The 19,244-nt window shown below is 62.2% G+C and carries 19 protein-coding genes; 18 read left to right on the top strand and 1 reads right to left on the bottom strand.

Annotated elements, in window-relative coordinates; genetic code table 11:
• The first annotated feature begins 34 nt into the window (after positions 1–34).
• The 3 genes from pstC to pstB are packed head-to-tail and all read left to right on the top strand — an operon-like array spanning position 35 to position 2,651.
• Entirely contained in the window at positions 35–1,003 is a 969-nt protein-coding gene (gene pstC, locus AD665_RS08680) for a phosphate ABC transporter permease subunit PstC (RefSeq protein WP_033034292.1), read from the top strand.
• Positions 1,000–1,872: a phosphate ABC transporter permease PstA gene (pstA, locus tag AD665_RS08675; protein ID WP_024777732.1), complete on the top strand. Its 873-nt coding sequence runs from the start codon at positions 1,000–1,002 to the stop codon at positions 1,870–1,872. Before pstC ends, pstA begins: the two co-directional genes overlap by 4 nt.
• The gene (pstB, locus tag AD665_RS08670; protein ID WP_024777733.1) at positions 1,872–2,651 is read left to right on the top strand and encodes a phosphate ABC transporter ATP-binding protein PstB; all 780 of its coding nucleotides are present in this window, start codon (positions 1,872–1,874) and stop codon (positions 2,649–2,651) included. Before pstA ends, pstB begins: the two co-directional genes overlap by 1 nt.
• Positions 2,652–2,856: 205 nt before the next feature.
• Here the strand turns inward: pstB and AD665_RS08665 are convergent, their stop codons facing one another.
• Positions 2,857–4,242, bottom strand: a complete 1,386-nt coding sequence (locus tag AD665_RS08665) for an aminotransferase-like domain-containing protein (RefSeq protein ID WP_024777734.1) — start codon at positions 4,240–4,242, stop codon at positions 2,857–2,859.
• A gap of 138 nt (positions 4,243–4,380) precedes the next feature.
• Between AD665_RS08665 and AD665_RS08660 the strand changes: the two genes are divergently transcribed.
• The 15 genes from AD665_RS08660 to AD665_RS08590 all read left to right on the top strand — a co-directional run bounded on the left by AD665_RS08660 (position 4,381) and on the right by AD665_RS08590 (position 19,123).
• The gene (locus AD665_RS08660; RefSeq protein WP_024777735.1) at positions 4,381–5,547 is read left to right on the top strand and encodes an MFS transporter; all 1,167 of its coding nucleotides are present in this window, start codon (positions 4,381–4,383) and stop codon (positions 5,545–5,547) included.
• A gap of 136 nt (positions 5,548–5,683) precedes the next feature.
• Entirely contained in the window at positions 5,684–6,355 is a 672-nt protein-coding gene (locus tag AD665_RS08655; protein ID WP_024777736.1) for a GntR family transcriptional regulator, read from the top strand.
• A 140-nt stretch (positions 6,356–6,495) separates the two neighbouring features.
• Positions 6,496–7,407 (top strand): hypothetical protein, encoded by a 912-nt coding sequence (locus AD665_RS08650; RefSeq protein ID WP_053191745.1) that lies wholly within the window; start codon positions 6,496–6,498, stop codon positions 7,405–7,407.
• 115 nt (positions 7,408–7,522) lie between these two features.
• Positions 7,523–8,455 carry a 4-hydroxyproline epimerase gene (locus AD665_RS08645; RefSeq protein ID WP_053191744.1) on the top strand — a complete coding sequence of 311 codons (933 nt, stop codon included), beginning with the start codon at positions 7,523–7,525 and terminating at the stop codon, positions 8,453–8,455.
• Positions 8,452–9,570 (top strand): NAD(P)/FAD-dependent oxidoreductase, encoded by a 1,119-nt coding sequence (locus tag AD665_RS08640; protein ID WP_053191742.1) that lies wholly within the window; start codon positions 8,452–8,454, stop codon positions 9,568–9,570. The genes AD665_RS08645 and AD665_RS08640 overlap by 4 nt, the downstream gene beginning before the upstream one ends.
• A 128-nt stretch (positions 9,571–9,698) precedes the next feature.
• Positions 9,699–9,935 carry a 2Fe-2S iron-sulfur cluster-binding protein gene (locus AD665_RS08635; RefSeq protein WP_024777740.1) on the top strand — a complete coding sequence of 79 codons (237 nt, stop codon included), beginning with the start codon at positions 9,699–9,701 and terminating at the stop codon, positions 9,933–9,935.
• Positions 9,932–11,188, top strand: a complete 1,257-nt coding sequence (locus AD665_RS08630) for an NAD(P)/FAD-dependent oxidoreductase (RefSeq protein WP_053191740.1) — start codon at positions 9,932–9,934, stop codon at positions 11,186–11,188. The genes AD665_RS08635 and AD665_RS08630 overlap by 4 nt, the downstream gene beginning before the upstream one ends.
• A 177-nt stretch (positions 11,189–11,365) precedes the next feature.
• Positions 11,366–12,115, top strand: coding sequence for an AraC family transcriptional regulator (locus AD665_RS08625; protein WP_024777742.1), 750 nt, complete (start codon positions 11,366–11,368; stop codon positions 12,113–12,115).
• 231 nt (positions 12,116–12,346) lie between these two features.
• Positions 12,347–13,165, top strand: a complete 819-nt coding sequence (locus tag AD665_RS08620; RefSeq protein ID WP_024777743.1) for an ABC transporter substrate-binding protein — start codon at positions 12,347–12,349, stop codon at positions 13,163–13,165.
• Between the two features lie 10 nt (positions 13,166–13,175).
• Positions 13,176–14,954 (top strand): cis-3-hydroxy-L-proline dehydratase, encoded by a 1,779-nt coding sequence (gene lhpI, locus AD665_RS08615; protein WP_053191737.1) that lies wholly within the window; start codon positions 13,176–13,178, stop codon positions 14,952–14,954.
• Positions 14,947–15,612: an amino acid ABC transporter permease gene (locus AD665_RS08610; RefSeq protein ID WP_024777745.1), complete on the top strand. Its 666-nt coding sequence runs from the start codon at positions 14,947–14,949 to the stop codon at positions 15,610–15,612. The genes lhpI and AD665_RS08610 overlap by 8 nt, the downstream gene beginning before the upstream one ends.
• A gap of 9 nt (positions 15,613–15,621) precedes the next feature.
• Entirely contained in the window at positions 15,622–16,272 is a 651-nt protein-coding gene (locus AD665_RS08605) for an amino acid ABC transporter permease (protein WP_053191735.1), read from the top strand.
• Entirely contained in the window at positions 16,265–16,987 is a 723-nt protein-coding gene (locus AD665_RS08600) for an amino acid ABC transporter ATP-binding protein (RefSeq protein WP_024777747.1), read from the top strand. The genes AD665_RS08605 and AD665_RS08600 overlap by 8 nt, the downstream gene beginning before the upstream one ends.
• A 106-nt stretch (positions 16,988–17,093) precedes the next feature.
• On the top strand, positions 17,094–18,122 hold the full coding sequence (locus tag AD665_RS08595) for a trans-3-hydroxy-L-proline dehydratase (protein ID WP_053191733.1): 1,029 nt from the start codon (positions 17,094–17,096) through the stop codon (positions 18,120–18,122).
• Positions 18,123–18,205: 83 nt separating this feature from the next.
• A complete protein-coding gene (locus tag AD665_RS08590; RefSeq protein ID WP_053191731.1) occupies positions 18,206–19,123 on the top strand; it encodes a dihydrodipicolinate synthase family protein in 918 nt (305 codons plus the stop codon).
• Positions 19,124–19,244: the final 121 nt, after the last annotated feature.

The raw sequence follows: 19,244 nt of genomic DNA, 5'->3' as shown, positions 1-19,244 counted from the left end.
ACGAATTATGAACGACACAGTCCATCCTCTGGCCATGACCACTCACACGAACGACGTTGCGAGTGATCGGCGTGCAATGCGCGATCAACGTCATGATCTCTGGTTCAAACGGTCAATGCTGGGCGCCGCAGTGCTGGTGCTGTTGCTACTGGCGAGCATTGCTGCCTCGACACTTTGGGGCGGAAGTCTTGCCTTCAAGACCTTCGGCCTTGACTTTCTTACAAGTACTGAATGGGATGCTGTCAACAACCACTTTGGTGCTCTGGTACCGATCTACGGCACCCTCGTAACGTCTCTTCTGGCGCTGCTGATCGCAGTTCCCGTCAGCTTTGGCATCGCGATTTTTCTCACTGAGGTAGCGCCGCCCTGGCTGCGGATGCCTGTTGCCTCGGCGGTTGAACTGCTTGCGGGGATTCCATCGATTATCTATGGCATGTGGGGCTTATTCGTTTTCGGCCCGTTCATGGCAGAACATCTATCACCCTGGATCAACGACTATCTGGGTGAACTTCCTTTGGTGGGTTCGCTGTTTCAAGGCCCTCCGTTAGGCATCGGCATGCTGACAGCGGGCATCGTGTTGGCAATCATGATCATGCCCTTCATCACCTCCGTCATGAATGAAGTGTTTCGTACCGTTCCCACAACACTCAAGGAGTCTGCGTATGCACTGGGCAGCACCACCTGGGAAGTGGTCTGGGACATCGTTCTGCCTTATACGCGGTCCGCGGTTGTCGGGGGAATTTTTCTGGGACTCGGACGCGCATTGGGCGAGACCATGGCGGTGACTTTCGTGCTGGGTAATGCTCAACAATTCTCCGCCTCATTGCTGATGCCAAGCAGCTCCATTGCGTCAGTCATCGCCAACGAGTTCAGCGAAGCCTATACCGACCTGCATCGTTCCGCGCTGATTGCGCTGGGCTTCTTGCTGTTTGTCGTCACCTTTATCGTCTTGGCGCTAGCCCGACTCCTGCTTATGCGGCTTTCACGCAAGGAGGGTCTATGACTGGCAACGAACGTCTCTACCAAATCCGAGCTTTCAAGAATCGACTTGCAATGGTGCTCAGTTGTGGTGCTACTGCTTTCGGCCTCATCTGGCTGGTCTGGATTCTACTGACCACGGTAATCAACGGATTCCAGGCGCTCAACCTTCGTCTTTTTACACAGATGACGCCGCCGCCCGGTACGGAAGGTGGGCTGGCAAATGCTTTCTACGGCAGTGCCCTGATGTCGGCTATCGCCCTGCTCATCGGAACGCCTATTGGTTTGATGGCAGGAATCTGGCTAGCGGAGTTCGCCCGACATTCGCGCCTGGGCAACACTGTCCGTTTTATTAATGACATTCTGCTGTCGGCACCGTCCATTGTGCTGGGTCTGTTCATTTACACCGGCGTGATCCTGCCATTGAACCTGCTGACGAACCATCAGGTCGGTTTCTCCGCGATCGCCGGTGCCCTGGCCTTGGCCCTTTTAGTGATTCCAGTGGTGGTAAGAACCACTGACGAAATGCTTCAGTTACAACCCTCAACCATGCGCGAAGCCGCTCTGGCGCTGGGTGTCCCGCAATGGAAGCTGACTCTGCAAATCGTATTGCGAGCGGCAAAAGCCGGTGTGGTTACCGGCGTGCTTCTCGCACTCGCCAGAATCACCGGTGAAACAGCACCGCTGTTGTTTACAGCGTTCGGCAACCAGTTCTGGAGCAGCAATCTGCTCAAACCGATAGCCAGCGTGCCCGTAGTGATTTTCCAGTACGCCATGAGCCCATTCGATGACTGGCACTCTTTGGCCTGGGCTGGCGCATTAGTGCTGACCTCATTTGTACTGATACTCAGCTTACTGTCCCGATGGATCCTTTTACGCAATAGGTCGACCTGATGAATAGCCGTGACCTTGCCAACGAAAGAATTAAAATTCGCGTTCGTGGCCTGGAATTCTTTTACAACAACCAGCGCTCTCTGAAATCCATTGATATGGATATTCCAGAGAAACGCATCACTGCAATCATTGGGCCTTCGGGCTGCGGGAAGTCGACGCTACTGCGGGTATTCAACCGCATCTACGCCATGTACCCAAAGCAGGAGGCGCGCGGCGAGGTGCTGCTTAACGGTGAGAATATCCTCGAGCCTGGTTACTCGATGAACCGGCTACGTAGCCATATAGGCATGGTGTTTCAGAAACCGGTGCCGTTTCCGATGTCCATTTACGACAACGTTGCCTACGCCGTGCGCCATCATAAACAACTCTCCCGTCGTGAGATGGATGCATGCGTAGAGCAGGCCCTCAAAGGTGCAGCACTCTGGGACGAGGTTAAGGACAAGCTCAAACAGAGCGCACAGAGCCTGTCGGGTGGCCAGCAACAGCGCCTGTGTATCGCACGCACCATTGCGTTGCAACCTCAAGTATTACTTCTGGATGAACCGACCTCTGCCCTTGATCCGATCTCCACTGGGCGCATCGAGCAACTGATCACTGAGCTGAAAGAGCAATACACCGTTATCATCGTGACCCACAACATGCAGCAGGCCGCACGGGTGTCAGACTCCACCGCCTTTATGTTCATGGGCGAATTGATTGAACATGATGTGACCGATAGGATCTTCACCACGCCAAAAGTGAAACAGACGGAAGACTACATTACCGGTCGATTCGGATAACAAACCCTTCCTCGTGCAGTACATTCGTCAGCTCTCAGCTCTCAGCCCCTAGGCTCTGGACGAAAAGCCTTGAGACGAAGGTCAGGCAAGGCGAAAACAGCCTCGGAATGCTCATGTACTCCAGTACACTGCGCTTCCTCGGCTGTTGTCGCAGCTTGCGGGAACAGTCCGATATTCCGCCCCACTCTCACACAGCCTCATTCTGCTATTCAGCCAGCGACGCCTCTTCGATCCGCCGGAAAAACGTCTGCGCACGAATGTCCTGGACGAACGCCACATTCAGCCGCAGCCAGTCACACGTTTCACTCGCTGGCATGAAACTGGCGCCTTGGGAGAGTTGGACCTGAGCCTCACGGGCGATCTGCTGCACCCGCCCGCTCTCCACATGCCGAGGCCTGGCCCACACGAACAGGCCACCGGTCGGCTCGGCGAAAACCTCCCAGTGCGCCTGGTCAAGCTGACGCAGCGTGCTCGCCATCTGCTTGTTCAAACGCTGACGCAGGCGTTGCAACAACTTGCGATAGGCCCCGTTGGCCAGCAAAGTCGCCACGACATTTTCCGCCAGCAGCGAGCAGCCGATGCCGGTCACCATTTTGACCTCGGCCAGCCGGTTGATGATGTCGGGTTGGGCGACGACATAACCGATGCGCAGCGAACTGGACAACGTCTTGGAAAAGCTCGCCAGGTAGATCACCCGGTCCAGGCCGTCCAGGGTCGCCAGGCGGGACGTCGGCCCGTTCTGGAAGTCGGCGTAGATGTCGTCTTCGATGAGGCGCAAATCATGCTGGCTAGCCAGTTGCAGCAGACGATATGCGACGCTCGGCGCAAGGCTGGTGCCGGTGGGGTTCTGGTACATGCTGTTAATGAAGAAATAGGCGGGTTTGTGCTGGCCGAGCAAGCGCTCGAGGCTGTCGAGATCCGGGCCCTGGGTGCCTCTTGGGACGGCCAGGGTTCTGACGCCATGCAGTTTCAGCAGATTGAACAGGTTGTAGTAACCAGGGCTTTCCACCAGGACCAGGTCACCAGGCTTGAGGAGCGTGCGCACCAGCAGGTCAAGGCCGTGGCTGGCGCCTTGGGTGGTGAGGATCTGCGCAAGATCGGCGTGTATGTCGATCAGGCTCAGGCGTTTCTGAATGTGCTGGCGTAGAGGTACAGAGCCCAGGGGCGTGCTGTAGTTGAACAGTGCGTGGCTGTCGCTGCGCACTACCTGACGGATCGCCTGGCCCAGATCGGTGTCGTCGCGCCAGGTGTCGGGCAGCCAACCGCAGCCAAGCTTGAGCTGCGTCGATTCGTTGTCGAATAACGTCCACGCCCCCTCACCTGTCTCAGCATCCGGCCCCACGGGCCGGGACACTTGTTGGGCGACAAAGAAACCCGATCCATGCCGGGACTCCAATACACCGCTGGCGACCAGTTGATCGTAGGCCTTGATCACACACGACAAGCTGACGTCATTTTCCTGGGCCAATTGCCGGATGGAAGGCATTCGTGCCCCGGGGCGGATGCGATGGCTGCTGATCCAGCCAACGAGCTGAGTCATCAGTTGCCGGGTCATGGGCTCGGCGGCATTGCGGTCGATGTTCAGGTCCATGCTGGGAGACTCTTGAAGTGTTCGCCGATTTCGAGCAAACAGTTAATCACAAAACCCCTAGGCCTGTTCCTTGTTCCCGTGAAGCCAGGCGGTAATAGTCCGCTGGACGACTACTCATCGGACTTCCGGGGAATACGCTTGAACGCACAGCATCGACATTCGTGGGGACTGGCTTTCGGTCTTTGCCTGATCACCCTCGCGGTCAACTTGCAGGCGCCGCTGTACACCACCTACGCCCAGGCGTCCGGCTACGGGGCCGGCGCAACAGCGGTTGCGTTCTCGTGTTATGTGCTGGGGGTGCTGCCGGTGCTGCTGGCCTTCGGCGGGCTGGCCGACCGGGTCGGACGCCGGCCCCTGATACTGCTGGCGCTGGGTTTGTCGATGCTGGCGACGGTCATCACTTCGATCTGGCCGAACCTTGTCGCGCTGGGTCTGGCGCGGCTGATGATGGGCGTGGGCACGGGCTTGGCCTCGGCGACGTCGACGGCCTATATGACCGAACTGATGGCGGGCAGCGATACCCGCTCTGCTGCCAATCGGATCACCGCCAGTACGTCCCTTGGCTTCGGCCTGGGGGCGGCCTTGACCAGTCTTTTCCTGTTCGCCCATCAAAGTGTCGTGCCCGGCAGTTTCTTGCTGCAATTACTCCTGGCCAGTATCGCGCTCATCGTGGTTTCCAGGCTGCCCGACCCTGCCGCCAGAACGCCTCGGGCACCGATGCTGCGCCTGCCGCTGTTCCCCAGCGGCAGCTTGCCCTACGGCTTCTCCATGTTGCTGGCCTGGGCAACCTCGGGCCTGGTCATCGCGATACTGCCCTCGGTGTTGGCACGCCACGACCTGCAGCAATGGTCGGGCCTGTCGACCTTCACCGTGATCAGTTGCGGGTTGCTGTTCCAGCCGTGGGTGCGCCGCATGCAACCGGCCAGGGCCACCGGGTTTGGCTTGCTGGTGCTGCCCTTGAGTTATGTGCTGCTGGCCTGGGGGGCGAGCACCGGTTCGCTGATCGCGGTGCTGCTTGGGGCGCTGGGAGCCAGCAGCGCATGCTACGGTTTTCTCTACCTGGGCGGGTTATCGGCGATCACCGCAATGGCCGGCCTGGAAAAGGCCCGGGTCAGCGCCGGGTTCTTCCTGTTTGCGTACGTCGGGTTCAGCATTCCGGTGGTGGTCACAGGCCTTTTGGCTGACCGATTCGGCGCCGATGTGGCGTTGGTCCTGTTTGGGGTGGCGCTGTCGCTGGGTGCGTTGGTGACGGGATGGGTCATCGTGCGGACAGAGGCGTATGTCACCCGCATGTCCCACGGCTGACACATCCCCCTTGTGGCGAGGGGATTCATCCCCTCGCCACAAGGGTTCACTCGTCTGGAGGGTAGCGTCAAGATCCGAGACACCACCTCCGCCAAGTCGTATACCATATCCCCAACTCAGCCACCGACCCGCCGCCGTGACTTTATCCAAGTTCAACCTGCCCGACCTGGGCAACACCCCTTCTACTTCGGAAATCATTACCCGTCACCTGCGCGAAGCCATCGTGGCCGGGCATTTTGCCGAGGACGAGCCGATTCGCCAGGACGATATCGCCCGTCAGTTCAACGTCAGCAAGATCCCCGTGCGCGAAGCCCTCAAGCGGCTGGAGGCCGAGGGGCTGGTGATGTTCCAGCGTAATCGCGGCGCGATGGTCACGCGGATTTCCGAGGTGGAGCTGGCGCAGATGTTCGAAGTGCGGATGCTGCTGGAGGATAAAGTGCTGCGCCTGGCGATTCCCAACATGACCGAAGACACGTTCGCTCGCGCCGAGGCAATCTGCCGCGAGTTCATCGGCGAGGACGACGTCGGGCGTTGGGCCGAGCTCAACTGGCAGTTGCACGCCTGCCTCTACGAGCCGGCACAACGCCCCTTCCTGGTCGGCCTGATCCGCTCGGTCCACGACAAGCTGGAGCGTTACCTGCGCATGCAGATGAGCCTGTCGGCCGGCAAGGAACGCGCCGATCACGAGCACCGGGAAATCCTCGATGCCTGCCGTGCCGGTGATGTTGAACGGGCGGTGAAACTGCTGGATGAGCACATTGCCGGCGTCTGCAAGACGCTGTTCGAGTTCCTGCCTTCCAGCCATTGAAGCTGATCGCTAAAAGACAATGCCGGGGCTCTGAGCGACCCGGCATTTTTTTTGCGCGCATACATATGTACCACCAGGGTCCTGCCATGCGGCGCCAGAATCGGTGACTTCTTAATCAGAGATAGAACGCACCTTCAATCATGACCGACACCATTGTAGACACCCTGACGGTGACAGCCTCGATCACCAATGAACATTGGGCTGGCACCGACGACACCCTGTATGTGTCCATGGGCCCCCTCAGCCAGATGCAATTATTCTGTGAAGCCCCGCGAGTCGGACAGACCATCACGGTGGAAATCGACCTGCCCAGACTGTTCGGCCGCCCCCGGATCTCATTGTCCGAAATCGACGGCGTGACCTTCTACCAGAGGCCCGAAGCCCACCCGATCGCCACCGATGACTGGGAACTGGAATCCGTGCTGATCAAGGCCAATGACATCTACACCAACCTGTCCTTCAAACAGGTGCACCGTTGGCTCAGGAATTCCTCCTCGCACTTGCTGGCCGTATGGTCGGGCCATGTGCATTTTTCCGACTGGATGAATTCCGACCATCGATCGGTTGATCTCAACGCTCAGACCTACCCGATCAGGTGGATGCCCTTCATCGGCGATCTCATGCACTGGCGTTGCTATGACCCGTCGAAAATCGACGGCGTCGGTCAACTGGTGGGTATGTGGGATGGCAAGTTGATCGGCAATCAACTGAAATCGCAGACCAGTGAAATGCTCTCTCCCAACGACCAGTCCAATAGCTACACCTGGGTCTATACCCCCGAGAATTCCATTATCTATAAACGCTGGGAACACGCGGATCGGGCCAACTACATCAGGCATAGCCAACTCGGCAGTGGCAGGCCCGTCATGTGCGCGGGGGAATTCAGGATCAGGGAACATCGCATGGAACATGTGATTGCCATGGTCAACGATGCCTCCGGGCACTACCGCCCCGACGGAGGTGCCTGCCTGCGCTACGTGGCGGAAAAGTTCGAGGCCCTGGGCATCAATACAGAACACATCGAGTGGCAGTGGAGATACGCGTCCGACTGATGAGTGCCGCGCCGCGCTGTGCCGATTTCGTCATGGGCAACAGATAAAACCATCAAGCCGCTACCCCCTGTTGCGGGCCACGCTTGCGCTCACTTATCTGAACGGAAGTGGTCCCATGAAGCGCATCACTGTGATCGATTCCCACACCGGCGGTGAGCCGACCCGACTGGTCATCGACGGTTTTCCCGATCTCGGCCAGGGCAGCATGGCCGAGCGCAGGCAGCGCCTGGCCTCGCAGCATGATGCCTGGCGTGCCGCCTGCGTGCTGGAACCCCGGGGCAGCGACGTGCTGGTGGGCGCGCTGCTCTGTGAACCGGTCGACCCAAGTGCCTGTGCGGGGGTGATCTTCTTCAACAACAGTGGTTACCTGGGCATGTGCGGCCACGGCACCATCGGCCTGGTGGCCTCGCTGGCTCACCTGGGGCGGATCGGCCCGGGCGTGCATCGCATCGAAACCCCGGTGGGCACCGTCCAGGCCACCTTGCATGAGGATCGTTCGGTCAGCGTGCGCAACGTGCCCGCCTATCGTTACCGTGAGGCGCTGCGCCTGGAAGTACCCGGTATCGGCCCTGTGGAAGGCGATGTGGCCTGGGGCGGCAACTGGTTCTTCCTTATCGCCGACCACGGCCAGCGAGTGGCGAGCGACAACCTCGACGCATTGACTGCCTACACCTACGCCGTGCAGCAAGCGCTGGAGCAGCAAGGCTTTCGTGGCGAGGACGGCGGGCTGATCGATCACATCGAACTGTTCGCCGACGACCCACAAGCCGACAGCCGCAACTTCGTACTCTGCCCCGGCAAGGCCTACGATCGCTCCCCTTGCGGCACCGGCACCAGCGCCAAGCTGGCGTGCCTGGCTGCGGACGGCAAGCTGCAACCCGGCCAGACCTGGCGTCAGGCCAGCGTGATCGGCAGCGAGTTCGAAGGCGCTTATGAGCAGGCGGGCGAGCGCATCGTGCCGACGATTCGCGGCCGCGCCTATATCAGCGCCGAAGCCACGCTGATCATCGAAGCGGATGACCCGTTCGCCTGGGGCATTCGCCTGTGACCGAGGGCCTGATCGCCGACGTGATCGTCATCGGTGCCGGCATCATCGGTGCAGCCTGTGCCCGGGCCTTGTCCCTGCGTGGATTGAAGGTGGTGGTGCTCGACGCCGGCTGGCACGGCGCGACGGCGGCCGGCATGGGGCATCTGCTGGTGTTGGACGACAATCCGGCTGAACTGGCCCTCAGTCAATACTCCCTGCAGCGCTGGCGCGAGTTGGCGCACGTCCTGCCCGAAGACTGCGCATGGCGCAATAACGGCACCTTGTGGTTGGCGGCCAATGCGCAGGAAATGGCGGTAGCCAACAGCAAGTACCTGAATCTGCTGGCTCATGGAGAAGACTGCGAACTGATCGGACGCGGGGCCTTGCGCCAACGCGAACCCGAGCTGCGCGAAGGCCTGGAAGGTGGCCTGCTGATCAAAGGTGACGGCATCCTCTATGCGCCCGCTGCGGCCCGCTGGATGCTGAGCGGCCCGCACATCCGCCAGCAGCGGGCACAAGTCGCCGAAGTGGACGGCCCGCGTGTACGTTTGGACGATGGTCGCTGGTTGAGGGCCGAGGCGGTGATTCTCGCCAACGGCATCCAGGCCACCGAGCTGTGCCCGGAGCTGCCGATCGAGCCAAAGAAAGGCCATCTGCTGATTACCGATCGCTACCCCGCCGCTATTACCCACACCCTGGTCGAACTGGGTTATGTCACCAGCGCCCACAACGCCAGCGGTCCGTCGGTGGCCTGCAATATCCAGCCCCGTCCCACCGGGCAACTGTTCATCGGCGCCTCGCGGCAGTTCGGCACCGTCGACCCGCAAGTGGAAGGCTGGATGCTGGCGAAGATGCTCAAGCGCGCCGTCGACTACATGCCCGGGTTGGCACAACTCAACGGCATCCGCGCCTGGACCGGCTTCCGCGCCGCCAGCCCCGATGGCCTGCCGCTGGTGGGACAGCACCCGCAACGCAAGGGCCTGTGGCTGGCGGTGGGGCATGAAGGACTGGGAGTCACAACGGCCCCCGCGACGGCTGACTTGCTGGTGGCGCAGTTGTTCAACGAAGCCTCGCCACTGGCCCCTCAGGCCTATCTGCCGCAGCGTTTTCTGGGAGAACCTGTGTATGTCAGCTAAATCCCCGTTGGGGCGCGTAGCGGCCCTGAAGTCTGGCTACTCGATGTGTCAGGGTAATCCAGAGGGGCTGCTGCGCAGCCCAACGGGGATAAATCCCCTCGCCACGGTTTCATATTGGAATCCTCCCGATGCCTGAATTATTCCTGGACGGCCGCCCCCTCACGGTCACCCACGGCACCAGTGTCGCCGCCGCCCTGGCCCTGGGCGCGGACGGTTGCAGTCGCACCTCGGTCAGCGGCCAGCGACGTGCGCCCTTGTGCGGCATGGGTATTTGCCAGGAATGTCGGGTAACAATCGACGGCCAGCGCCGCCTGGCTTGCCAGACCCTGTGCCGCGACGGCATGCACGTGCAGACCCGACCATGAACGAAACCACCGACCTGCTGATCATCGGCGCCGGCCCCGCCGGCATGGCCGCCGCCCTGGCTGCGGCCAGCCGCGGCGCGTCTATCGTGCTGCTGGACGACAACCCGTTGCCTGGGGGGCAGATCTGGCGCGACGGCCCCCAGGCCAGTCTGCCCAGCGCGGCACGCCGCCTGCGTGAGCGGTTGCAGACCTGCGCCAATGTGCGCTGCCATGCCGGCACCCGGGTGATCGCTTGCGCCGCCGATAAAACCCTATTGGTAGAGAATGCCGAGCGCGGTTGGCAGATCACCTACCAGCGCCTGATCCTGTGCACCGGCGCCCGGGAGTTGCTGCTGCCCTTCCCCGGTTGGACCCTGCCCGGCGTTACCGGTGCCGGCGGCTTGCAGGCACTGATCAAGGCAGGCCTGCCGGTGCGGGAGGAACGCCTGGTGATCGCCGGGAGTGGGCCGCTGCTGCTGGCCAGCGCGGCCACGGCCAGGCACCAGGGTGCCCGCGTGCTACGGGTGGCCGAGCAGGCCGGCCGTGCCGCCGTGGCCGGTTTCGCCGCGCAATTGCCGCGCTGGCCGGGCAAATTCCTGCAAGGGTTCGGCCTGTTCGACCGGCATTATCGTACCGGCAGCCATGTGCTGGAGGCCTTGGGACGGGAGCGACTCGAAGGCGTCCGTCTACTGCAACAGGGCAAGATCGTCGAGTTGGCTTGTGATCGATTGGCTTGTGGCTTCGGGCTCATCCCCAATATCCAGCTCGGCCAGGCCCTGGGCTGCGAGCTTGCCGAGAATGCCCTCGCGGTGGATGCGTGGCAGGCAACGAGCCGCCAGGACCATTACGCCGCGGGCGAATGCACCGGTTTCGGGGGCAGCGAACTGGCGCTGGTGGAAGGCGCCATCGCCGGTCACGCGGCGGTCGGCGATACCGCGCTCGCCCAACGCCTGTGGCCGCGTCGGGAACGCTGGCAGGGTTTCGCCCGGACACTGAACAAGGCCTTCGCCCTCGATGGGCGACTCAAGTCTCTGGCCCGTGCCGACACCTTGGTCTGTCGGTGCGAAGACGTACCCTATGGCGACCTGATCGGCCACGTGAGCTGGCGCGAAGCCAAGCTCGCCAGCCGTTGTGGCATGGGCGCGTGCCAGGGCCGGGTCTGCGGCGCCGCCCTGGAGTATCTGTTCGACTGGACGCCACCCACCCCACGCCCGCCGTTCAGCCCGGCGCGGATCGAAACCTTGCTGGGGCTGGAAGAAACCCCGCCCACATAGGCTGCATAAGCGCGGCTGCTTGTGGGAGCGAGCCTGCTCGCGATAGCGCTTTATCAGATACCGATAGGTTGCTGACACACCGCTATCGCGAGCAGGCTCGCTCCCACATGAGTTGGCCGATCATTCAGCTGCTACTCTTGCGCAACCCTTGCCACCACCCGAGATGATGCCAACCCCATGTATCCCTCGCTCACCTCCTTCCCCCCCTGCGACCTGGACACCCTGCTCCACAGCCTGCAATCCATCGCACCGCTGCTCGACACCCTCGCGGACGTGGTGTTCTTCATCAAGGACACCCAGGCCCGCTACGCCTTCGTCAACCAGACCCTGGCCCGGCGCTGTGGCTTCAAGCACAGCAGCGATCTGTTGGGCCTCACCGCTGAGCAAGTATTCCCCGAGCGTTTCGGCCCGCTGTACACCGAACAGGATCGACGGGTGCTGGCCAGCGGTCGGGAGCTGGCCGACCAACTCGAACTCCACCTGTACTACGGCAATCAACCTGTGTGGTGCCTGACCCATAAAATCGCCCTGCGCGAGCCCAACGGCCAGATCGTCGGCCTGGCCGGCATCTCACGGGATCTGCAACTGCCTCAGTCCAGCCACCCGGCGTTCCAGAAACTGGCGGCGGTGGATGCCTACATCAAGAGCCACTTCTCCCGCCCTATCAGCCTTGCCGAACTGACCGCCATCGCCGGATTGTCGGTGGCCCAACTGGAGCGGCACTGCAAACGCATCTTCCAGCTCACGCCCCGGCAAATGATCCACAAGGCCCGGCTGGAAGAAGCCTCGCGCCTGCTGCTGGACCAGGACCTGCCCATCACCGACATCGCCTTGCGCTGCGGCTACACCGACCACAGCGCGTTCAGTCGCCAGTTCCGGGCCCTGACCAGCCTGTCGCCGAGCCAATATCGGGAAAACCGGCACTGAATTCTGTTCCCTTACAGGGCGCCGGAGCGCCCAGTGCTCCCATCTGTAACACCTGACTGAAACGGCCATTGGCACCTTTCGCGCCCACGCTTCTTATTACTGCTTTGTAATCAATGGATTACCCATGAAAGCGAGAAGTTCGCCAGACAGGCACGCCGATTGCTTATCTAATATCGTATACGAAATCCTCAATACGATATCTCACCGCATTTATTCGACAGCGAGGCATTTATGAAAAACCCTGCATTGGCCGTAGCGTTAAGTGTCGTCCTGGCACCTCTGTTCATCACCCCCGCCTATGCCGACAAGCTCGATGACATCATCGGCTCCGGCAAGCTGCGCTGCGCCGTGACCCTGGACTTCCCGCCGATGGGTTTTCGTGACGAAAGCAACAAACCGGCGGGCTTCGACGTGGACTACTGTCATGATCTGGCGAAGGTCCTGGGGGTAGATGCCGAAGTGGTGGAAACGCCGTTCCCGGACCGGATCCCGGCGCTGATTTCCGGGCGTGCCGATGTCATCGTCGCCTCCACCTCCGACACCCTGGAGCGAGCCAAGACGGTTGGCCTGACCGTGCCCTACTTCGCCTTCCAGATGGTGGTGCTGACCCGCGACAACACCGGCATCAACAGCTTCGCCGACCTCAAGGGCAAGGCCGTGGGCAATACCAGCGGCACCTACGAAGCCATCGCCCTGGAGAAAGACCAGAAGAACTGGGGCAGCGGCAGTTTCCGTGCCTACCAGTCGCAGAACGACACGCTGCTGGCCGTCGCCCAAGGGCACATCGACGCGACGGTGGTGACCAATACCGTGGCGGCCGCAACCATCAAGTCGGGCAAATACAAAAACCTGAAGATCGCCGGTGACGCGCCTTATGTCATCGACTATGTGTCCCTCGGCGCCAAGCGTAGCGAGTTCGGCCTGATCAACTACCTCAACCTGTTCGTCAACCAACAGGTGCGCACCGGCCGTTACAAAGAGCTGTTCGTCAAATGGGTCGGCACCGATATCCCGCCGGCCGACCTGACCGTTCCCCAGGTCTATTACTGAGGATCGCGGCATGCCAAGTACGCCTGTCCGCGTCATGGGCCGCAGTCTGGTGGAGGGTGCCGCCCAGGGCGCCCTGCTCTTTGCCGATGTGGGCTTGAGTTTCTGGGGCGGTGTGGATCCGTCCAGCGGTGAAATCATCGACCGGCATCACCCGCTCAGCGGCGAGCGTCTGGCCGGGCGCGTGCTGGCAATTCCCAGCGGACGCGGCTCATGCACCGGCAGCAGCGTCTTGATGGAGCTAATCAGTAACGGCCATGCACCCGCAGCGCTGGTGCTGGCCGAAACGGACGAGATCCTGACCTTGGGCGTGCTGGTGGCGCAGTTGATTTTCCAGCGTTCCCTGCCGGTCGTGCAGATCGGTCGTGAAGCCTTCGACAGCTTGCGCGGCCAGGGTTTTGTGCGCGTCGAAGGCAATTGCCTGACCTTGTCCGGCCGTCGCCCCAACGATCATTGGTATGGGGCCGACATCCCCTTGCAGCCGCCCACGCCGTCTACGGTCAACCTCACCGAACAGGACCGGGCACTGCTCGACGGCAGCCATGGCAAGGCCGCCCAGGTAGCCATGCAAATCGTACTGCGCATGGCCGAAATCCAGGGAGCCACGCAGCTGTTGGACGTGACCCAAGCCCACATCGACGGTTGCATCTACACCGGCCCGGCCAGCCTGCGCTTTGCCGAGCAACTGGTGCAGTGGGACGCAAAAGTGCGCGTACCCACCACCCTCAATTCCATTTCCGTGGACCAGCGCCGCTGGCGTGAACTGGGCGTAGACCCGACCCTGGGTGAACCGGCCAGTGCCCTGGGCGATGCCTACATGGCGATGGGCGCGCAGTTGAGCTTCACTTGCGCGCCGTATCTGCTGGACACCGCGCCCAAGGCCGGCGAGCAGATCGTCTGGGCCGAGTCCAACGCGGTGGTCTACGCCAACAGTGTGCTCGGGGCTCGCACGCAGAAGTACCCGGACTTCCTGGATATCTGTATCGCCTTGTGCGGCCGGGCACCCTTGACCGGCTGTCACCTGGACGACCCGCGCAAGGCCAGGCTGATCGTCGACGTGCAGGGATTGGGCGACGTCGACGACAGTTTCTATCCGCTGCTGGGCTATCACATCGGCAGCCTGACGGGCCGGCGTATCCCTTTGATACGCGGTCTGGAGCACGCCGCGCCCACTCTGGATGACCTGAAGGCCTTCGGCGCTGCTTTCGCCACCACCAGTGCCGCGCCATTGTTCCACTTCGCCGGGGTGACGCCGGAAGCCCTCGAGCCGGTCAATGCCGTGGCAGCAGACTGTCCGACGCAGGTGGAAACGGTCGATGCTGCGGGCCTGCTTGCCAGTTGGCGCGAACTCAACAGCGCCCGGGACAACCGGGTGGACGTGGTCTCCCTGGGCAACCCGCACTTTTCCCTCAGCGAATTTGCAACCCTGGCTTCGCTCTGCGCCAGCCGGAGCAAGCACCCGGGCGTGGTGTTGGCCATCACCTGCGGCCGAGCAGTACTGGAGCAGGCCCGCCTGGCAGGTCACCTGGACGCCATCGAAGCCTTCGGCGCGACGCTGGTGACCGACACCTGCTGGTGCATGCTGGGCGAACCGGTCATCCCACCCGCTGCCATCACCCTGATGACCAACTCCGGCAAATACGCTCATTACGCGCCCGGTCTGGTGGGACGCGGGGTGCACTTCGCCAGCCTCGCGGCCTGCGTCGACGCCGCGTGCAACGCCTCCGCCACTGGTCAGCCGCCGCTCTGGCTGCAACCTGCCACCCGCCAGGGGAACCCCTTCCATGTTTGACTACAGCTTCCAATGGCGCCCGGCCCTGCGCGCGTTGCCCGACATGCTCGCCGGGGCCTGGGTCACGTTCGAGACCGCGGCGCTGTCGATGATCTTCGGCGTGCTGATCGCCCTAGTGCTGACGGTCATGCGCCAGGCGCGTCATCCAGTGCTGCGCGGTATCGGAAACGGTTGGGTGTCCATCGCCCGCAACACACCGTCGCTGTTCCAGATCTACATCCTCTACTTCGGCCTCGGCTCCCTCGGCCTGCACGTCAGTTCCTGGCTGGCCTTGCTGGCCGGGATCACCTTCAACAATGCCGGCTACCTGGCGGAGAACTTTCGCGGAGGCCTCAAGGCAGTGCCCGGGACGCAGATGCGCGCCGCCCGCTCTCTAGGCATGAGCGCGTTCCAGGCCTATCGGATGATCATCGTCCCGCAACTGCTGCGCATCGTGTTCTACCCGCTGACCAACCAGATGGTCTGGGCAGTGCTGATGACCTCACTGGGGGTGGTGGTCGGCCTGAACAACGACCTTACCGGGGTGACCCAGGAATACAACGTCAAGACGTTCCGCACCTTCGAATACTTCGCCCTCGCGGCCGCGCTGTATTACCTGATCGCCAAGCTCATCGTCGGGCTCGCCCGACTGTTGTCCTGGCGCCTGTTCCGCTACTGAGGGTTGGTCATGTTTGCAACAAGCCTCACCGTTAACGACCTGTTGTTCTTGCTCGAGGGGGCCTGGGTCACGCTGCAGTTGACCGCCTGGTCGATCCTGCTCGGCACCCTGGCCGGGTTGCTGTGCGGCCTGCTCCGGGCGCTGTTGCCCCGTGCCAGCCTGCCACTGGCCTGGATCCTGGACGTGTTTCGCAGCGTGCCGTTGCTGATCCAGTTCGTGCTGTTCAACTCGCTCAAGAGCATCGTCGGCCTGAACCTCAGCGCCTTCGCCGTCGGCTGCATCGTGCTCGGGGTCTACGCCGCCGCGTACTTCACCGAAATCGTCCGTGGCGGGGTGCTGGCGGTGCCGCTGAGCACCCGACGGGCCAGCCGCTCCCTGGGCTTGAGCTACCTGCAGGACCTGCGCTTCATCGTCCTGCCGATTGCCACGCGCGTAGCCTTTCCCGGCTGGCTGAACCTGATACTCGGGGTGATGAAGGATACCGCGCTGGTGATGTGGATCGGCATCGTCGAACTGCTGCGTGCTTCGCAAACCATCGTCACGCGCATTCAGGAACCCCTGTTGGTGCTGTGCATCGCAGGCCTCATTTACTACGTGATGAGCCTGGTGGTTGCCCGCCTTGGCGCACGTCTGGAAAGAAGGTGGCAGGAAAATGATTGAGATCGAGAACGTGCACAAGTCCTTCGGTGACCTGGAAGTCGTCAAGGGTGTGAGCCTCACCGTGGACAAGGGTGAAGTGGTGTCGATCATCGGTGGCTCGGGTTCCGGCAAGTCGACCCTGCTGATGTGCATCAACGGTCTGGAGCCGATCCAGCAAGGCAGCATTCGCGTGGACGGCGTCGAGGTGCATGACCGCGCCACCGACCTCAATCACTTGCGGCAGAAGATCGGCATCGTCTTCCAGCAATGGAACGCCTTCCCGCACCTGACCGTGCTGGAGAACGTGATGCTGGCGCCGCGCAAGGTGCTGGGCAAGAGCAAACAGGAGGCCGAGGCCCTGGCGGTGAAACAGCTGGAGCACGTGGGCCTGGGGGACAAGCTCAAGGCCTTTCCGAACAAGCTCTCCGGCGGCCAGCAACAGCGCATGGCCATCGCCCGGGCCCTGGCGATGTCGCCGGACTACATGCTGTTCGATGAAGCCACCTCGGCCCTGGACCCGCAACTGGTGGGGGAAGTACTGGACACCATGCGCATGCTCGCCGAGGACGGCATGACCATGGTGCTGGTGACCCACGAGATCCGTTTCGCCCGGGACGTGTCCGACCGCGTGGCGTTCTTTTGCAATGGCCGGGTGCATGAGATCGGGCCGCCGGACCAGGTGATCGGCAACCCGATGCAACGGGAGACGGCGGCGTTTCTCAAGTCGGTGAAATAGCCAATGACCCCTTCGCGAGCAAGCCCGCTCCCACATGGGATTTGTACCCTGTGGGAGCGAGCCTGCTCGCGATGAGGCCGGAACGGACAACACAAGGAACAGCCCAATGCGCTCATCAAAAATCATCCACATCGTCAGCTGCCACGCCGAAGGCGAAGTCGGCGATGTGATAGTCGGCGGCGTCGCCCCGCCCCCCGGTGCCACCGTGTGGGAACAGTCGCGCTGGATCGCCCGGGACCAGACCCTGCGCAACTTCGTCCTCAACGAACCCCGTGGCGGCGTGTTCCGCCACGTCAACCTGCTGGTGCCGGCCAAGGACCCTCGGGCGCAGATGGCCTGGATCATCATGGAGCCGGTCGACACGCCGCCGATGTCCGGCTCCAACTCCCTGTGCGTGGCCACCGTGCTGCTGGACAGCGGCATCCTGCCCATGACCGAACCCCAGACCCGCCTGGTGCTCGAAGCCCCTGGCGGGTTGATTGAAGCCCTCGCCGACTGCCGCGACGGCAAGGTGCAACGGGTGGAGATCAAGAACGTGCCCTCCTTCGCCGACCGTCTCGACGCCTGGATCGAAGTCGAGGGCCTGGGCTCGCTGCAGGTGGACACCGCCTATGGCGGCGACAGTTTCGTCATCGCCGACGCCCAGCGCCTGGGCTTTGCCATCCGCCCTGACGAGGCCGCCGACCTGGTAGCCGTCGGGCTGAAAATCACCCGGGCCGCCAATGAGCAACTGGGTTTCGAGCATCCGCTGAACCCAGACTGGTCGCACATCTCGTTCTGCCAGATCGCCGCGCCCATCGTCATGGAAGCCGGTGTCGCGACCGGCGCCAACGCCGTGGTGATCCAGCCCGGCAAGATCGACCGCTCCCCCACCGGCACCGGTTGCTCGGCGCGCATGGCGGTGCTGCAGGCCAAGGGGTTGATGCACGTGGGCGAGCGGTTCATCGGGCGCTCGATCATCGGCTCCGAGTTCCATTGCCGCATCGACTCGCTGACCGACGTGGCCGGGCGCCCGGCGATCTATCCGTGCATTGCCGGACGGGCGTGGATCACCGGCACGCATCAATTGCTGCTGGACCCGGCTGATCCATGGCCGCAGGGCTATCGGCTTTCAGATACGTGGCCTGGCGCATGATTTTCTCGACTTTGCACATTCCCTTTGTGGCGAGGGGATGAATCCCCTCGCCACAAACCATTAACCACCGGAGACAACCACCCATGAGCAAACGCATCAACTGGAGCGGCGTATTCCCCGCCGTTACCACCCAATTCAACGAAGACTTCTCCATCAACCTGGACAAGACCCATGAGGTCATTTCCAACGTCATCCGTGACGGCGTCTCGGGCCTGGTGGTCTGTGGTTCGGTGGGGGAAAACACTTCGCTGAGCGCCGAAGAAAAAATCGCCGTGACCGAAGTCGCGGTGGACGCCTCCCGCGGCAGGGTGCCGGTGATCTGCGGCGTGGCCGAGTTCACCAGCGTGCAGGCGGCCAAGGTCGCCAACGCGGTGCGCAAGGTCGGCGTTGACGGTGTGATGCTGATGCCAGCATTGGTCTATGGCTCCAAGCCGTTCGAAACCGCCGAGCACTTTCGCTATGTCGCCCGGCATGCCGACGTGCCGCTGATGGTTTACAACAACCCACCGATCTACAAGAACGACGTGACCCCGGATATCCTGATTTCCCTGGCCGATTGCGACAACGTGGTGTGTTTCAAGGACTCCTCCGGCGATACCCGACGCTTCATCGACGTGCGCAATGAAGTGGGTGATCGCTTTGTGCTGTTCGCAGGCCTCGACGACGTGGTGCTGGAAAGCCTCGCCGTGGGCGCCGAAGGCTGGGTCTCGGGCATGTCCAACGTGTTCCCGAAGGAAGGCGAAACCATCTTCCGCCTGGCCCGCGCCGGGCGTTTCGCCGAAGCGATGCCGATCTACGAATGGCTGATGCCGATCCTGCACCTCGACGCCCGCGCCGACCTGGTGCAATGCATCAAGCTGTGCGAAGCCATCGCCGGCCGCGGCAGCGCCCTCACCCGCCCACCACGCCTGGCCCTGCCGGAAGAAGACCGGGTGTATGTGGAACAGATCATGGCCAAGGCCCTGGCGAATCGACCGGCGCTGCCGGATGTGGGGCTCTGACCCGAGGCAAATGAACTCCCCCGTGGGAGCGAGCCTGCTCGCGATAGCGGTCTGTCTGGACGGCTATGCTGAATGTACCGCCGTCATCGCGAGCAGGCTCGCTCCCACACTGACCGAGGTG

This window comes from Pseudomonas corrugata (assembly GCF_001269905.1).
Classification (GTDB): Bacteria; Pseudomonadota; Gammaproteobacteria; order Pseudomonadales; family Pseudomonadaceae; genus Aquipseudomonas; species Aquipseudomonas corrugata.
Note: the sequence above shows the minus strand (reverse complement) of the source record. Positions and strands in the feature narration are given on the sequence as shown.

Coding starts and splice junctions, on each gene's coding strand:
- AD665_RS08665 (WP_024777734.1), bottom strand. CDS start 4,242: ATGGACCTGAACATCGACCGCAATGCCGCCGAGCCCATGACCCGGCAA.
- pstB (WP_024777733.1), top strand. CDS start 1,872: ATGAATAGCCGTGACCTTGCCAACGAAAGAATTAAAATTCGCGTTCGT.
- AD665_RS08635 (WP_024777740.1), top strand. CDS start 9,699: ATGCCTGAATTATTCCTGGACGGCCGCCCCCTCACGGTCACCCACGGC.
- AD665_RS08610 (WP_024777745.1), top strand. CDS start 14,947: ATGTTTGACTACAGCTTCCAATGGCGCCCGGCCCTGCGCGCGTTGCCC.
- AD665_RS08600 (WP_024777747.1), top strand. CDS start 16,265: ATGATTGAGATCGAGAACGTGCACAAGTCCTTCGGTGACCTGGAAGTC.
- AD665_RS08650 (WP_053191745.1), top strand. CDS start 6,496: ATGACCGACACCATTGTAGACACCCTGACGGTGACAGCCTCGATCACC.
- pstC (WP_033034292.1), top strand. CDS start 35: ATGACCACTCACACGAACGACGTTGCGAGTGATCGGCGTGCAATGCGC.
- AD665_RS08595 (WP_053191733.1), top strand. CDS start 17,094: ATGCGCTCATCAAAAATCATCCACATCGTCAGCTGCCACGCCGAAGGC.
- AD665_RS08645 (WP_053191744.1), top strand. CDS start 7,523: ATGAAGCGCATCACTGTGATCGATTCCCACACCGGCGGTGAGCCGACC.
- pstA (WP_024777732.1), top strand. CDS start 1,000: ATGACTGGCAACGAACGTCTCTACCAAATCCGAGCTTTCAAGAATCGA.
- AD665_RS08605 (WP_053191735.1), top strand. CDS start 15,622: ATGTTTGCAACAAGCCTCACCGTTAACGACCTGTTGTTCTTGCTCGAG.
- AD665_RS08630 (WP_053191740.1), top strand. CDS start 9,932: ATGAACGAAACCACCGACCTGCTGATCATCGGCGCCGGCCCCGCCGGC.
- AD665_RS08625 (WP_024777742.1), top strand. CDS start 11,366: ATGTATCCCTCGCTCACCTCCTTCCCCCCCTGCGACCTGGACACCCTG.
- AD665_RS08590 (WP_053191731.1), top strand. CDS start 18,206: ATGAGCAAACGCATCAACTGGAGCGGCGTATTCCCCGCCGTTACCACC.
- lhpI (WP_053191737.1), top strand. CDS start 13,176: ATGCCAAGTACGCCTGTCCGCGTCATGGGCCGCAGTCTGGTGGAGGGT.
- AD665_RS08620 (WP_024777743.1), top strand. CDS start 12,347: ATGAAAAACCCTGCATTGGCCGTAGCGTTAAGTGTCGTCCTGGCACCT.